Source organism: Streptomyces sp. R28 (genome assembly GCF_041052385.1).
GTDB lineage: Bacteria > Actinomycetota > Actinomycetes > Streptomycetales > Streptomycetaceae > Streptomyces.
Map to the genome: position 1 here is coordinate 8334197 of NZ_CP163439.1, position 14093 is coordinate 8348289.

At 69.2% G+C, this 14093-nt stretch carries 11 protein-coding genes and 1 pseudogene; 5 read left to right on the forward strand and 7 right to left on the reverse strand.

Annotation, left to right across the window (positions count from 1 at the left end; all coding sequences use genetic code 11):
* Positions 1–25 precede the first annotated feature (25 nt).
* Entirely contained in the window at positions 26–1042 is a 1017-nt protein-coding gene (locus AB5J49_RS36505; RefSeq protein WP_369173117.1) for a hypothetical protein, read from the forward strand.
* A gap of 43 nt (positions 1043–1085) precedes the next feature.
* The gene (locus AB5J49_RS36510; protein ID WP_369173118.1) at positions 1086–1478 is read left to right on the forward strand and encodes a hypothetical protein; all 393 of its coding nucleotides are present in this window, start codon (positions 1086–1088) and stop codon (positions 1476–1478) included.
* A gap of 60 nt (positions 1479–1538) precedes the next feature.
* On the opposite strand, the gene AB5J49_RS36515 is transcribed toward AB5J49_RS36510, so the two are convergent.
* From AB5J49_RS36515 to AB5J49_RS36535, 5 genes and pseudogenes are all read right to left on the reverse strand, one after another.
* A complete protein-coding gene (locus AB5J49_RS36515) occupies positions 1539–3668 on the reverse strand; it encodes a 3-hydroxyacyl-CoA dehydrogenase NAD-binding domain-containing protein (protein WP_369173119.1) in 2130 nt (709 codons plus the stop codon).
* Complete coding sequence (locus AB5J49_RS36520) at positions 3665–4885, reverse strand: acetyl-CoA C-acyltransferase (RefSeq protein ID WP_369173120.1); 1221 nt, start codon at positions 4883–4885, stop codon at positions 3665–3667. The genes AB5J49_RS36515 and AB5J49_RS36520 overlap by 4 nt, the downstream gene beginning before the upstream one ends.
* Positions 4886–5011: 126 nt before the next feature.
* Positions 5012–6061, reverse strand: coding sequence for a LacI family DNA-binding transcriptional regulator (locus AB5J49_RS36525; protein ID WP_369173121.1), 1050 nt, complete (start codon positions 6059–6061; stop codon positions 5012–5014).
* Positions 6058–8133, reverse strand: coding sequence for a glycoside hydrolase family 2 protein (locus AB5J49_RS36530; RefSeq protein WP_369175375.1), 2076 nt, complete (start codon positions 8131–8133; stop codon positions 6058–6060). Before AB5J49_RS36530 ends, AB5J49_RS36525 begins: the two co-directional genes overlap by 4 nt.
* Positions 8106–8207: pseudogene (locus AB5J49_RS36535) on the reverse strand (hypothetical protein); the annotation flags it as partial. The pseudogene AB5J49_RS36535 and the gene AB5J49_RS36530, both read right to left, overlap by 28 nt.
* A 399-nt stretch (positions 8208–8606) precedes the next feature.
* On the opposite strand from AB5J49_RS36535, the gene AB5J49_RS36540 reads away from it, so the two are divergent.
* The 3 genes from AB5J49_RS36540 to AB5J49_RS36550 are packed head-to-tail and all read left to right on the forward strand — an operon-like array spanning position 8607 to position 11697.
* The gene (locus AB5J49_RS36540; RefSeq protein WP_369173122.1) at positions 8607–9917 is read left to right on the forward strand and encodes an ABC transporter substrate-binding protein; all 1311 of its coding nucleotides are present in this window, start codon (positions 8607–8609) and stop codon (positions 9915–9917) included.
* Complete coding sequence (locus tag AB5J49_RS36545) at positions 9917–10870, forward strand: carbohydrate ABC transporter permease (protein ID WP_369173123.1); 954 nt, start codon at positions 9917–9919, stop codon at positions 10868–10870. Before AB5J49_RS36540 ends, AB5J49_RS36545 begins: the two co-directional genes overlap by 1 nt.
* On the forward strand, positions 10867–11697 hold the full coding sequence (locus AB5J49_RS36550) for a carbohydrate ABC transporter permease (protein WP_369173124.1): 831 nt from the start codon (positions 10867–10869) through the stop codon (positions 11695–11697). The genes AB5J49_RS36545 and AB5J49_RS36550 overlap by 4 nt, the downstream gene beginning before the upstream one ends.
* Positions 11698–11916: 219 nt before the next feature.
* Here AB5J49_RS36550 and AB5J49_RS36555 read toward each other — a convergent pair whose 3' ends face one another.
* Together AB5J49_RS36555 and AB5J49_RS36560 are read right to left on the reverse strand one after the other, a co-directional pair.
* Complete coding sequence (locus AB5J49_RS36555; RefSeq protein ID WP_369173125.1) at positions 11917–12342, reverse strand: VOC family protein; 426 nt, start codon at positions 12340–12342, stop codon at positions 11917–11919.
* A gap of 195 nt (positions 12343–12537) precedes the next feature.
* Positions 12538–13818, reverse strand: coding sequence for an HRDC domain-containing protein (locus AB5J49_RS36560; RefSeq protein ID WP_369173126.1), 1281 nt, complete (start codon positions 13816–13818; stop codon positions 12538–12540).
* Positions 13819–14093: the final 275 nt, after the last annotated feature.

Genomic DNA, 14093 nt, shown 5'->3' on the forward strand with positions numbered 1-14093 from the left:
GAACGGACCCGAATAGAGTGAACCGGTGAACGGCGACTGGCTCATCCGCGGCCGCGACGGCCGCCTCAGCGTCTATCTGCCGACCGACGACGGCGTCCTGTGCCGGGCGGAACTCGGACCCGGCGGCCCCTGGGAACCCCCGCGCCGGGTCGGCGGCGACCAGAAGCTGCGCCCCGGTTCCGCCGTCGGGCAGGGCGCCGACGCCTACGCCCATCTCGCCGCTTGGCGTCCCACCAAGGCGGGTGAGGCGGGCCTCGTCCACTCCACGCACTTCCGCCCGCACCTGGCCGCGCTGGACTGGATCTCCATCGGCCACCCGAACCAGGCCGGGGACGGCACCGGCACGCCCGCCGTCACGGTCGACGCGCAGGGGCGGGCCCATGTCTTCGTGCGCAACAAGGGCGGCGGCGTGAGCATGCGCGGTCAGAAGGAGGTGGGCGGCTGGGGCCCGTGGCGTGACCTCAAGGGACGTGAGGTCCACGACCGGCTCGCCGCCGTGACGGGGGAGTCCGGGCTCGTCGAGCTGTACGCGGCCGTCCCCGGCGCCATCCTGCACTGGCAGCAGGAGAAGCCGGGCAGCGTCCCCGTCCTGGAGGAGGCGATGGAGACGCCGGTCCGCCCGGGCACCCTGCACGCCCTCGCCACCTCCGCGGACCACACCACCCTCTTCTACGCGGACGACTCCGGCGACCTGTGCGCCTGGCGCCCGGGCACCAAGCCGGTGACCCTGCTGGCGTCCGCCGGCCCCGGTCCGGTCTCCGCGATCCGCTGCGAACTCGACGGCCACGACTGCACGTTGCTCGCCCAGCGCTCGGCGAGCGGCCGCGTCGCCTTCGCCGCGTATCCGACGGAGCAGGAGTCGGCGGGGGCGTGGTGGACCGAGTCGGGGCCGCAGCTGCCGGTGGACGCGGCGGTGGCGCTGGCGGTGGACGAGGAGGGCCGCGTGGTGGCGGCCACGTTGTCGCCGTCGACGGGGCAACTGCTCATCGCCCGACGCAAGGAGGAGCCGGGGCTGGCGCTGGAGGCGTGGCGCGAGGTCTGACCGCTCCTTATTCGCAAGACTGTTCGGGGGTCGGTGCGAGAGGATGACCGCCGTGGACACCGAGGAGTTTGTCGAAATCTGGCGGCGGATCCTGGCGCCCTCCGGGATCTCATGGGTGCTGTTCGAGAACGGCACGTGCGTGTTGCTGAAGGAGCCCGAGGGCGAACTCGCCGGACAGGCGGTGGAAATCCTCGGCGACTTCGGCCCGGTGCGCGCGGGCGGCCCGGCCGGTGACTTCAACGTGCTCCAGCTCAAGGACGGCACCGGCTGGCTGGTCACCGGCCACCATCCGGACGTCGTCACCTACGTCGCCCTCGACGAGCCCGCCGACCCCTCGCACCTGGCTGTCGGCATCCACGGCCGCATCAAGCGTCGCCAGGACGGGACGGCACTGTGCGTCGTCCACGTCGAGGACCGACGCCCGAGCACCGACTGAAACGCCGGTGCCCCGCACGCCAAGCAGGCATGCGGGGCACCGGCGTTCACAGCGGAGCGCCTACGCGGGGACGCTCGCCACGCCCGGGGCCAGGAACTTCTTGCCGTTCACGCGCTCGGAGACACCCTCGCGGTCCAGGTACGGCGTGATGCCGCCCAGGTGGAAGGGCCAGCCGGCGCCCGTGATCAGGCAGAGGTCGATGTCCTGGGCCTCGGCGACGACACCCTCGTCGAGCATGAGCCCGATCTCCTGGGCGACGGCGTCCAGGACGCGGTCCCGCACCTGCTCCTCGGTCAGGACGACATCGCCCTGCTTCAGCAGCGCGGCGACCTCGGGGTCCAGCTCCGGCTTGCCGGAGTCGTAGACGTAGAAGCCGCGCTTGCCCGCCTTGACGACGGCCGCGAGGTTCGGGGAGACCGTGAAGCGGTCCGGGAAGGCCCGGTTGAGGGTCTCCGAGACGTGCAGGCCGATCGCGGGACCGACCAGCTCCAGCAGCACCAGCGGCGACATCGGCAGACCGAGCGGCTCGACCGCCTTCTCGGCGACCTCGACCGGCGTGCCCTCGTCGATGACGTTCTGGATCTCGCCCATGAAGCGGGTGAGGATGCGGTTCACGACGAACGCCGGGGCGTCCTTCGTCAGAACCGCGGTCTTCTTCAGCTTCTTGGCGACGGCGAAGGCCGTGGCCAGCGACGCGTCGTCCGTCTTCTCGCCGCGGACGATCTCCAGCAGCGGCAGGATCGCGACCGGGTTGAAGAAGTGGAAGCCCACGACCCGCTCGGGGTTCTTGAGCTTCGACGCCATCTCCGAGACGGAGAGGGAGGAGGTGTTCGTCGCGAGGACCGCGTGCGCCGGGGCGACCGCCTCGACCTCCGCGAACACCTGCTGCTTGACGCCGATCTCCTCGAACACGGCCTCGATGATGAAGTCCGCGTCCGCGAAGCCCTCGGCCTTGTCCAGCACACCGGTGACCAGGGCCTTGAGGCGGTTGGCCTTGTCCTGGTTGATACGGCCCTTGCCGAGCAGCTTCTCGATCTCGGCGTGGACGTAGCCCACACCCTTGTCGACGCGCTCCTGGTCGATGTCGGTCAGCACGACCGGCACCTCCAGGCGGCGCAGGAACAGCAGGGCGAGCTGCGAGGCCATCAGACCGGCGCCGACGACACCGACCTTGGTGACCGGGCGCGCGAGCGACTTGTCCGGCGCACCGGCGGGGCGCTTGCCGCGCTTCTGGACCAGGTTGAAGGCGTAGATGCCGGAGCGCAGTTCGCCACCCATGATCAGGTCGGCGAGGGCCTTGTCCTCGGCGTCGTAACCCTGCTGGAGGTCGCCGTTCTTGGCGGCGGCGATGATGTCCAGCGCACGGTAGGCGGCCGGAGCGGCCCCGTGCACCTTCGAGTCCGCGATGAAGCGGCCCTTGGCGACGGCCTGGTCCCAGGCCTCACCGCGGTCGATCACCGGGCGCTCGACCTCGATGTCGCCCTTCAGCACCTGGGCGGTCCAGATCAGGGACTGCTCCAGGAAGTCGGCGCCCTCGAAGATGGCGTCGGCGATACCGAGGTCGAAGACCTGCTGGCCCTTGAGCTGCTTGTTCTGGTTGAGGCTGTTCTCGATGATCACCGAGACGGCCTTGTCGGCACCGATCAGGTTCGGCAGGATCGTGCAGCCGCCCCAGCCGGGCACCAGGCCGAGGAAGACCTCGGGGAGGGAGAAGGCGGGCAGCGCCTTCGACACGGTCCGGTACTTGCAGTGCAGACCGACCTCGACGCCACCGCCCATCGCGGCACCGTTGTAGTACGCGAAGGTGGGGACGGCGATCCCCGACAGACGCTTGAAGACCTCGTGGCCGCCCTTGCCGATGGCGAGCGCGTCCTTGTGCTCCTTGAGGAGCTCGACGCCCTTGAGGTCCGCGCCGACCGCGAAGATGAACGGCTTGCCGGTGATGCCGACGCCGACGATGTCACCGGCCGCGGCCTCCGCCTCGACCTGGTCGATGGCGGTGTCGAGGTTCGCCAGCGACTGCGGGCCGAAGGTGGTCGGCTTGGTGTGGTCGAAGCCGTTGTCCAGCGTGATGAGCGCGAAGCGCCCGGCGCCGTACGGCAGGTCGAGGTGGCGTACGTGCGCCTGGGTGACGACCTCGTCCGGGAACAGCTCGGCCGCGCCCTTCAGGAGCTCAGCGGTGGTGCTCACTTGTTGCCTCCGTCGAAGTGCGGGTTCTCCCAGATGACCGTCGCGCCCATGCCGAAGCCGACGCACATGGTGGTCAGGCCGTAGCGGACGTTCGGCTGCTCCTCGAACTGGCGGGCCAGCTGCGTCATCAGACGGACGCCGGAGGAGGCCAGCGGGTGGCCGTACGCGATGGCGCCGCCGTACTGGTTCACGCGCGCGTCGTCGTCGGCGATGCCGTAGTGCTCCAGGAACGCGAGCACCTGGACGGCGAAGGCCTCGTTGATCTCGAAGAGGTTGATGTCCTCGATCGACAGACCGGCCTTGGCGAGGGCCTTCTCCGTGGCCGGGATCGGGCCGTAGCCCATGACCTCCGGCTCGACGCCCGCGAAGGCGTAGGAGACGAGGCGCATCTTCACCGGGAGGTTGTTCTCGCGGGCGAAGTCCTCGGAGGCGATGATCGAGGCGGTGGCGCCGTCGTTCAGACCGGCCGCATTGCCTGCGGTGACCCGGCCGTGGACGCGGAACGGCGTCTTGAGACCGGCCAGGCTCTCCAGAGTGGTGCCGGGACGCATCGGCTCGTCCGCCGTGACCAGGCCCCAGCCCGTCTCACCGGCCTCGGCGTTCGTCCGGCGTACGGAGATCGGCACCAGGTCCTGCTGGATCTTGCCGTTGGCGTACGCCTTCGCGGCCTTCTCCTGCGAGCGCACCGCGTACTCGTCGGCGCGCTGCTTGGTGATCGTCGGGTAGCGGTCGTGCAGGTTCTCGGCGGTCATGCCCATGAACAGCGCCGACTCGTCGACCAGCTTCTCGCTGACGAACCGCGGGTTCGGGTCCACGCCCTCGCCCATCGGGTGGCGGCCCATGTGCTCGACACCACCGGCGATGACGGCGTCGTAGGCGCCGAACGCGATCGAACCGGCGACGGACGTCACGGCGGTCAGGGCGCCGGCGCACATGCGGTCGATGGAGTAGCCGGGCACCGACTGCGGCAGGCCCGCGAGGATGCCGGCCGTGCGGCCCAGGGTCAGGCCCTGGTCACCGATCTGCGTGGTCGCGGCGATGGCGACCTCGTCGATCTGCTTCGGGTCGAGACCGGGGTTGCGACGCAGCAGCTCCCGGATCGCCTTCACGACGAGGTCGTCGGCGCGGGTCTCGTGGTAGATGCCCTTCGGGCCCGCCTTGCCGAACGGGGTGCGGACGCCGTCGACGAAGACGACGTCCCTGACGGTACGAGGCACGATGGCTCTCCTCCAGAGGTGCGGGATCTGCACTGCTGCGCTGCGCAAGCGCTGAGCGCGCGCTCAGGACCCATGCTACTTACGGGTAACGTAGCTGCACACCCCTGGGGGCGGGAGCGGCGAAGGTCACACCGACGAGAGCGCTCCGGGAGGTGCCGTCGACCCCCGAGGAGTCAGTACCGGAGTGGGTACGGGATGCGACCCGGCCCCGTCCCCCGTGATCACCCCGAACAGCGTCCGCGCCACCTCCGCCCCGAACCCGTGCACGTCATGACTCATCGCGGACAGCGTCGGATGCGTCAGCCTGCACAGCTGCGAGTCGTCCCAGGCCAGCAGGGAGATGTCCGCCGGCACCCGCAGCCCCATCTCGGCCGCCACCGACAACCCCGCCACCGCCATGATGTCGTTGTCGTACACGATCGCCGTCGGCCGGTCCGGTGCCGACGCCATGAGCAGCGACCTCGTCGCCCGCGCCCCCGCATCGCCCGAGAAGTCCGTCGCGACCTGCCACGCCCCGGCCAGCCCCAGCGCTCCCGCCGCCTCGTCGAACGCGGCCGTCCGGATGGAGGTGTGCCCCAGAGCCGCCGCCCCGCCCACCCGGGCGATCCGTCGGTGCCCCAGCGCGGCCAGATACCGCACGGCCTCCGTCACGGCGGTGGCGTCGTCGGTCCACACCGACGTCAGCCCGCCCGTCAGCGACGGGTGCCCGACCGCGACCACCGGCATCCCGAGCCGCTGCGCCGCCGCCACTCTCGGGTCGTCCGCGCGGAAGTCGACCAGGATCGACCCGCCGATCTGCCGCCCCCGCCACCACGACTCCTGGAGCCCGACCTCCTCGTCCAGATTCCGTACCAGCCTGAGCAGCAGGGAGCAGGAGTGCTCGGTCAGGACGCTCTCCACGCCCGAGATGAACTCCATGTAGAAGGGTTCGAGGCCGAGCAGCCGGGCCGGCCGGCAGATCGCGAGGCCCACCACGTCCACCCGTGACCCGGCCAGCGTCCGCGCCGTGAGGTTCGGCGCCCAGCCCAGCTCCCGCGCGGCCCGGAAGATCCGGTCCCGGGTCGCCTCCGAGAGCCCCGGCTTGTGGTTGAAGGCGAGGGACACGGCGCCCTTGGACACGCCGGCGCGCGCGGCGACGTCCTTGATGGTGACGCGGGGGTTCGGCGTTACCGTCATCGGCTGGGCTCCATGCAGTACAGGGCGGAACGAGCGGCCTCCGCGTCGGGAGTCTCCCAGCCGCGCACCCCGATGGTCACCTCTTCGCCGGGCAGCAGCGTGACGAGCCCCCGGTCGGCCCGGGCGTCCGGATGCAGCCGATCGGCCTGGAGCAGCAGGTCCCGTACGAGGGTACGAGCCGTCACCACCACCCCACCCGGCGCGAGCGCGACCTCGAACTCCGGCCGGGGAAAGGGGACTTCACAATCCGGCGCGGGGAAGTACACCGCACGTACACCGTCCGCGTCCGCCACGAGGAACTCCTTCGGCCCGACCGGCTCCAGCTCCCCGGGTACGCCGACCCGGGCCACCGCCCGCCCCTCGGCACCGAACCCCACACTCGCCTCGCCGACCACCACCCCGTCGACGGACATCCGCCGCAGCCGCACCGCCCCCGCCCAGCCCTTGGCCGCCTGATTGACGACGGCCAACTCCAGCCCTTTCTCCCGCACTTGCAGCGTCAGCAGCCGATCCGCGTACAGTCGCCGCAGCTCGTGGTACAGCGGCTTCTCCCGCCCGTCCCCGTCGATCGCCGCCCAGGACGTCACGGGCCAGCAGTCGTTGAGCTGCCATACGACCGTGCCCGCGCACACCGGCCAGTGCGACCGCCAGTGCTCGATCCCGGCCGCCACCGCCCGCGCCTGATTGACCTGCGTGAGGTAGTGCCAGCGGTCGAAATCCCCCTCGGGGAAGGCGAAATGCCGCTCGAGCCCCCGCCGCAGCTTCCCGTTACCGTCGTCCGCCTTCTGGTGGTGCAGCATGCCGGGCGAGTCCGCCGCGAGCTCCTCGCCCGGCAGCGCGCGCCGCAGTGTGGCGTACGCGGGCGGCGCCTGCCAGCCGAACTCGGCCACGAACCGCGGCACGCTCAGCCGGTAGTCGGCGTAGTCCTCCCGGTTCCACACCTCCCAGGAGTGGTGCGTGCCGTGCGCCGGGTCGTTCGGATGCCGGTCCCACGACCCGGACCAGGGACTGCCCGCCGTGTACGGCCGCGTCGGATCCAGCTCGGCCACCACCCGCGGCAGTACGCCCAGGTAGTACCCCTCGCCCCAGGAGTCCCCGGCCAGCCGCGGCTCCCACCCCCAGTCCCGGAACCCCCACAGGTTCTCGTTGTTGCCGTTCCACAGCACGAGCGAGGGGTGCGGCATCAGCCGTACGACGTTCTCCCGCGCCTCGGCCTCCACCTCCCCGCGCAGCGGCTGCTCCTCCGGATAGGCCGCGCAGGCGAACGGGAAGTCCTGCCAGACCAGCAGCCCCAGCTCGTCGCAGGCGTCGTAGAAGTCCTCGCTCTCGTAGATCCCGCCGCCCCAGATCCGTACGAGGTCCACGCCCGCGTCGGCCGCCTGCCGCAGCCGCTGCCGGTACCGCTCGCGGGTGATCCGGGACGGGAACACGTCGTCCGGGATCCAGTTGACGCCCCGCGCGAACAGCCGCTCGCCGTTGACGGCGAGGGTGAATCCGGCGCCGTGCTCATCGGGCCGCCGGTCCAGCTCCACGGTCCGGAAGCCGATCCGCCGACGCCACACATCCAGCGCGTCCCCGCCCTGCAGAAGCGTCAACTCGACGTCGTACAGCGGCTGTTCACCGTACCCGCGGGGCCACCACAGCTCCACGTCCGGCAGCGTCAGCCGTACGACCCCACCCGTCCCGTCGATCTCGGCCCGCGCCCGCACCCCGCCGACCGTCGCCTCCACGGTGAGCGGTGCCTCGACCCGGGTCCGCTCCACATCGACCGCCAACTCGACGTGCCCGGTGCCCTGTTCGACGGTCACCAGGGGTCGCACGCGGGCGATTCGGGCCGTCGACCACTGCTCTAGCCGCACCGGCCGCCAGATCCCGGCCGTCACCAGGGTCGGCCCCCAGTCCCAGCCGAAGGAGCAGGCCATCTTGCGGATGTACTGGTAGGGCTCGGTGTACGCGGCGGGCCGTTCGCCCAGCTTGCCGCGCACGGCCTCGGCCTCGGCGTAGGCGGAGGCGAAACGCACCGAGAGCCGCCCGCTCAGCCCCGTCACGTCGAAACGGTACGAGCGGTGCATGTTCCGTACCCGGCCCAGGAGTTGGCCGTCGAGCAGGATCTCGGCGACGGTGTCGAGCCCGTCGAAGACCAGGTCGGTCTGTTCGTGCGGTAGGTGCGGTAGGTGCTGTTCGTGCGCCGAGGCCGCCGTCAGGTCGGTCTCGTAGGTCCAGTCCCGCCGCCCCACCCAGGCCACCTCGGCCTCGTTCCGCCCGAGAAAGGGATCCGGGATCACCCCCGCGGCCAGCAGATCGGTGTGCACACAGCCGGGCACGGTGGCCGGCAGCGCGGCTGACTCGTGCCGCACGATCCATCCGTCGGTGAGCGGTGTGGCCTGAAGCATGCGCGCACTCCTAAACCGATCCATCCCAGTGCTGGGACACATTTTGGCATCGTTGGCGAGATACGGACTTTACCGGTTAAGAAAACGTTGTCAGAGTTCGGAACCAGCCAACCCGCTCGTGCTCGTCCGTCCCAAGAACGGAGCTGACGCACATGAACCGCCGTACAGTCCTCGCCATGGTCACGGGTGCCCTGCTGCTTTCGGCGTGTACCGGCACCGGAGGAAGCTCGAAGGGCGCCGAAGCCAAGGCCGCCGACGACCCGTCGAAGGTGAGCGGCACCATCACGGTGCTCACCCATCGGACCGACCTCGTGCAGGACGGGACGATGAAGAAGTACGCCGCCGAGTTCAACAAGACGTATCCCAAGGTGAAGGTCGAGTTCGACGCCATCACCGACTACGAGGGCGAAGTCAAGATCCGTATGAACACGGAGAACTACGGTGACGTCCTCATGATCCCGGCCGTGATCGAGAAGAAGGACTACCCCAGGTTCTTCGCCTCGCTGGGCACTCAGGCCGAGCGGAGCAAGACGTACCGCTTCACCGACTACACCACCGTGGACGGCAAGGTCTACGGCCAGAGCCCGCTGGGTGCCGTGCCCGGCTTCATCTACAACAAGAAGGTCTGGCAGGAGGCCGGGATCACCGACTGGCCCACCACACCGGCCGAGTTCCTCGACGACCTGAAAGCGGTCAAGGCGAAGACCGACGCGATCCCGTACTACACCAACTTCAAGGACATGTGGCCGCTCACCCAGTGGACGCAGGTCAACGGCTCGGTCAGCTGCGACGACCAGGCCACCACCCGGCTCGCCGAGGGCGACCCGTGGGCGCAGGGCGCCGATGTGCGGACCGCGGACACGATGCTGTACGACATCGTGAAATCGGGACTCGTCGAGAAGGACCCGACGACCACCAACTGGGAGGCGTCCAAGCCGAAGTTGGCCAAGGGCGAGATCGCCACGATGTGGCTCGGCTCCTGGGCGGTCATCCAGATGCAGGGCGCGGCCAAGCAGGCCGGCGCCGATCCGGACGACATCGGGCTCATGCCCTTCCCCGCCCAGAAGGACGGGACGTTCTGCGCGGTGGCGCAGCCCGACTACAACCAGGCCGTCAACATCCACTCCGAGCACAAGGAGGCGGCCCGCGCCTGGCTCGACTGGTTCACCGACAAGTCCGGCTACGCGGCGGACAACCTCGCGCTGTCCCCGCTCAAGTCCGCCCCGCTGCCCGCGGTCATGAAGCCGTACGAGGAGGCGGGGGTCAAGATCCTCGACCTCGACGACACCAAGGGCGCCGTGGTGAAGTCCATCGACAACCAGTCCGAGATCGGCATCTACAAGCCCGACTACCGCCAGGACCTCGTCGACCTCGCCCGCAGCGCCACGAAGGGCAGCCTGGACGACTTCCTGAACGGCCTCGGCAAGAAGTGGACCGAGACCCAGAAGTCCCTGGGGTCCTGATGACGGACACGACGGAGAAGGCGGCCGTCAAGGCCACCGCGGGAGCGGCACCCACCGCCCCCGAACCGGCCCCCGCCCCGCGCACGGCACGCCTGTGGCGCGGGGCCACCCCCTGGCTCTTCCTGCTCGCCCCGCTGGCCCTGCTGATCGTCTTCACCTACGCGCCGATCGCCAACATGGTCGCGTACAGCTTCACCGACTGGGACGGCGTCAGCCCCGAGCTGCACTACACGGGCACCGAGAACTACGCCGAACTCTTCACCCGCTCCGACCTGTTCGAGGTCTTCTGGGTCAGCGGGTACTACCTGGCCGCGTCCGTCTTCCAGATAGTCGCCGCCCTCTACTTCGCGACGATCCTGAGCTTCAACGTCCGCTTCCGGAACTTCTTCAAGGGCGTGCTGTTCTTCCCGTATCTGATCAACGGGGTCGCGATCGGCTTCGTCTTCCTCTACTTCTTCCAGGACGGCGGCACCCTGGACTCCGTCCTCGGTCTGTTCGGCGTGGAGACGGACCGTGCCTGGCTCGGCACACCGGAGTCGGCGAACACCTCCCTCGCCGCCGTCTCCATCTGGCGCTACCTGGGCCTGAACTTCGTCCTCTTCCTCGGCGCGATCCAGTCGATCCCCGGGGAGCTGTACGAGGCGGCCGAACTGGACGGCGCGAACCGCTGGCACCAGTTCCGCTACATCATCGCGCCCGGCATCAAGCCGGTCCTGTCCCTCACCGTGATCCTCTCGATCTCGGGCTCCCTGTCGGTCTTCGAGATCCCGTACATCATGACCGGCGGCGCGACCGGCACCGAGACCTTCGTGATCCAGACCGTGAAGCTGGCCTTCCAGTTCAACAAGACGGGGCTCGCCTCGGCGGCCGCGGTCGTCCTGCTGCTGATCGTCCTGGCGGTGACCTGGGTACAGCGGCGCCTCGTCCCCGACGACAAGGTGGACCTCGCATGACCCGCCGCGCAGTGGCCCGCACGCTGATGTACCTGTCTCTGGTCGCCGCGACGGTGGTGGTCCTGCTCCCGTTGGCAGCCGTGGTGCTGACGTCCCTCAAGTCCGAGTCGGAAATGGCGGACGACAGCGGAGCCCTCGCCCTCCCCGACGACCTGCTGAACTTCCACAACTACGCGACGGCGTTCGAGGACGGCCGGATGCTCTCGGCCTTCGCCAACACGGCGATCATCCTGCTCTTCGCCATCGGCGGGACGGTCCTCATCGGCTCGATGACGGCGTACGCCATCGACCGCTTCACCTTCCGCTTCAAGAAGCTGGTGGTGGCCCTGTTCCTGGTCGCCGCCCTGGTCCCCGGCGTCACGACCCAGGTGGCGACCTTCCAGATCGTCAACAGCTTCGGCATGTTCGACAGCCTCTGGGCGCCGATCGCCCTCTACATGGGCACGGACATCGTCTCGATCTACATCTTCCTGCAGTTCGTCCGCTCCATCCCGACCTCACTGGACGAGGCGGCCCGCCTGGACGGCGCCAACGCCTTCACGATCTACCGCAAGATCATCTTCCCGCTGCTGAAACCGGCGATCGCGACGGTGGTGATCGTCAAGGGCATCACCACCTACAACGACTTCTACATCCCGTTCCTGTACATGCCCTCAGAGGATCTTGGCGTGATCTCGACGTCCCTGTTCCGCTTCAAGGGCCCGTTCGGTGCCCACTGGGAAACGATCTCGGCGGGAGCGGTCCTGGTGATCCTGCCGACGCTGATCGTCTTCTTGCTGCTGCAGCGGTTCATCTACAACGGCTTCATGAAAGGCGCGACCAGGTGAGGTGCTTTTAGGGGCGCGGTTCGCGGGGAATCGCGCGATCAGTCACAACGAAGCCGCAGTCGCCGTAGGCGTACGGCTACCCGCTCGGGCCCGACTCGGTGTGGTGGGACAACCTGAGAGGCTCCAGGCAGACGGCAGACGGCAGACGGCAGACGGCAGACGGCAGACGGCAGACGGCAGACGGCAGACGGCTCCCCACCTCGCCGTCTCGCAGGATGCTCAGTCGAGACAGAACTCGTTGCCCTCGATGTCCTGCATCACGATGCACGAGTCGTAGTCGTCAGCCAGCAGCCGCACGCGTACCGCGCCGAGCGCGACCAGTCGTGTGCATTCGGCCTCAAGTGCGGCCAGGCGCTCCTCACCCACGAGCCCGGTGCCGACCCGCACGTCGAGATGCACCCGATTCTTGACGACCTTGCCTTCGGGAACGCGCTGAAAGAACAGGCGCGGGCCCGCACCTGAGGGATCAGTGCATGCCCACCACGAACCCTGATCCTCAGGCGGCCGCGAGCGATCGAAATCGTCCCAAGTGGCAAATCCCTTCGGCGGCGATACGACGTACCCGAGCACCTCGCACCAAAAGCGAGCGAGGCGCTCGGGTTCTGCGCAGTCGAAGGTGACTTGGAACTGTTTGATCGATGACATCGGCGCACCATAGCAGGGGGTCTTTGCCGCTCATCTCCCGGTAGAAATCCGCATCTTGACGGGGGGGGAGAGAGAGAGGGCCCACGTCGATGCTGAGCCTGTCGAATCGGGTCCCGCACCTACGGAGAAGACTTCTCCCGAGTGAGGACCCGACCAACCACCCTCATGCCGGAGGTCAGTTACGGGACAGCCGCCCTAGGCGGACAAGGCAGCAACCAACACCGGCGTGACCTGCTCAACCTGCCACGCCCGAGCCCCGTAACCAGCCAACGCCTCCGCAACCGACTCGGCATCGACAACCTTCGGCGGCTCCCAGCAAACCCGCCGCACGGTATCCGGCGTAATCAAGTTCTCCTGAGGCATGTTGAGCTGCTCGGCCAGCGCCGACACCGCGGCCCGAGCCGCAGAAAGCCGAGCCGCGGCAACCGGATCCTTGTCGGCCCAAGCCCGCGGCGGCGGAGGCCCGGTCAAGGGCTGCCCAGGCGCCGGCAGCTGAGCGTCGTTCAAAGTCTTCGCCCGATCCACCGCGGCCTGCCACTGCTCCAGCTGCCGTCGCCCCATCCGCTGCCCGAATCCGCTCAGCGCGGCGAGGGCGTGCACGTTACCCGGCAGGGAGAGCGCGGCCTCGACGATGGCCGCGTCACCGAGCACCTTGCCCGGCGACACATCCCGCCGCTGAGCGATACGGTCCCGCGTCTCCCACAGCTCCCGCACCACGGCCAGCTGCCGACGCCGCCGCACCTTGTGCATCCCGGACGTACGCCGCCACGGATCCTTGCGCGGCTCAGCCGGCGGCGCGGCCGCGATCGCGTCGAACTCCTGCAGCGCCCACTCCAGCTTCCCCTGCCGGTCCAGCTCCTTCTCCAGCGCGTCGCGCAGATCGACGAGGAGCTCGACGTCGAGCGTCGCGTACCGCAGCCACGGCTCGGGCAGTGGCCGGGTCGACCAGTCGACGGCCGAGTGTCCCTTCTCCAGCACGAACCCGAGCACGCCCTCGACCATCGCGCCGAGGCCGACCCGGGGGAACCCGGCGAGCCGCCCGGCCAGCTCGGTGTCGAACAGCCGACTCGGCACCATGCCTATTTCGCGCAGACAGGGCAGATCCTGGGTGGCCGCGTGCAGCACCCACTCGACGCCGGAGAGCGCCTCACCCAGCCCGGACAAATCGGGGCAGGCCGTGGGGTCGATCAGCGCGGACCCCGCGCCCTCGCGGCGCAGCTGCACCAGATAGGCGCGCTGGCCGTAGCGGTAGCCGGACGCGCGTTCGGCGTCGACGGCCACGGGGCCGGAGCCCGCGGCGAAGGCGGCGATCGCCTCGGCGAGCGCGGCCTCGTCGGCGATCACGGGCGGAATGCCCTCGCGGGGCTCCAGCAAAGGGATCGGCGCCTCCGTAACAGAAGATCCGCCGTCGTCCGGAGGGGCGCCTCCGGTGGTTCGCAGTGAACTGTCTGCTGCGGTCTCTTGGGCGTCGGTCACATGTCAAGGGTATCTGTAAGGATGAGCGTCTGACCTGCGCGTTCTGGACACGTTGGCGCTGACCTGCGGAAACACGTCTCGTCGTTTCTCACGGCTCACCGGTGCTTCTCGGCCACGTGTGGCTTTGATGTGCCCTGCGGACAGCCGGAATCCTCCGAAAGCAGCCCATCACCACCCCGAAGAAGATATGCAGGGGCCCTCGACATGCAGGGGCTCTCGACATGCAGGGGCTCTCGGCATGGGGGGCTTTCGACTCCACGTGACGCCCCGTGCCG

Excerpts from the sequence above, each read along its gene's own strand:
- AB5J49_RS36510 (WP_369173118.1), top strand. The coding sequence starts at position 1,086 with ATGACCGCCGTGGACACCGAGGAGTTTGTCGAAATCTGGCGGCGGATC.
- AB5J49_RS36525 (WP_369173121.1), bottom strand. The coding sequence starts at position 6,061 with ATGACGGTAACGCCGAACCCCCGCGTCACCATCAAGGACGTCGCCGCG.
- AB5J49_RS36530 (WP_369175375.1), bottom strand. The coding sequence starts at position 8,133 with ATGCACCGCTCGTACCGTTTCGACGTGACGGGGCTGAGCGGGCGGCTC.
- AB5J49_RS36540 (WP_369173122.1), top strand. The coding sequence starts at position 8,607 with ATGAACCGCCGTACAGTCCTCGCCATGGTCACGGGTGCCCTGCTGCTT.
- AB5J49_RS36545 (WP_369173123.1), top strand. The coding sequence starts at position 9,917 with ATGACGGACACGACGGAGAAGGCGGCCGTCAAGGCCACCGCGGGAGCG.
- AB5J49_RS36550 (WP_369173124.1), top strand. The coding sequence starts at position 10,867 with ATGACCCGCCGCGCAGTGGCCCGCACGCTGATGTACCTGTCTCTGGTC.
- AB5J49_RS36555 (WP_369173125.1), bottom strand. The coding sequence starts at position 12,342 with ATGTCATCGATCAAACAGTTCCAAGTCACCTTCGACTGCGCAGAACCC.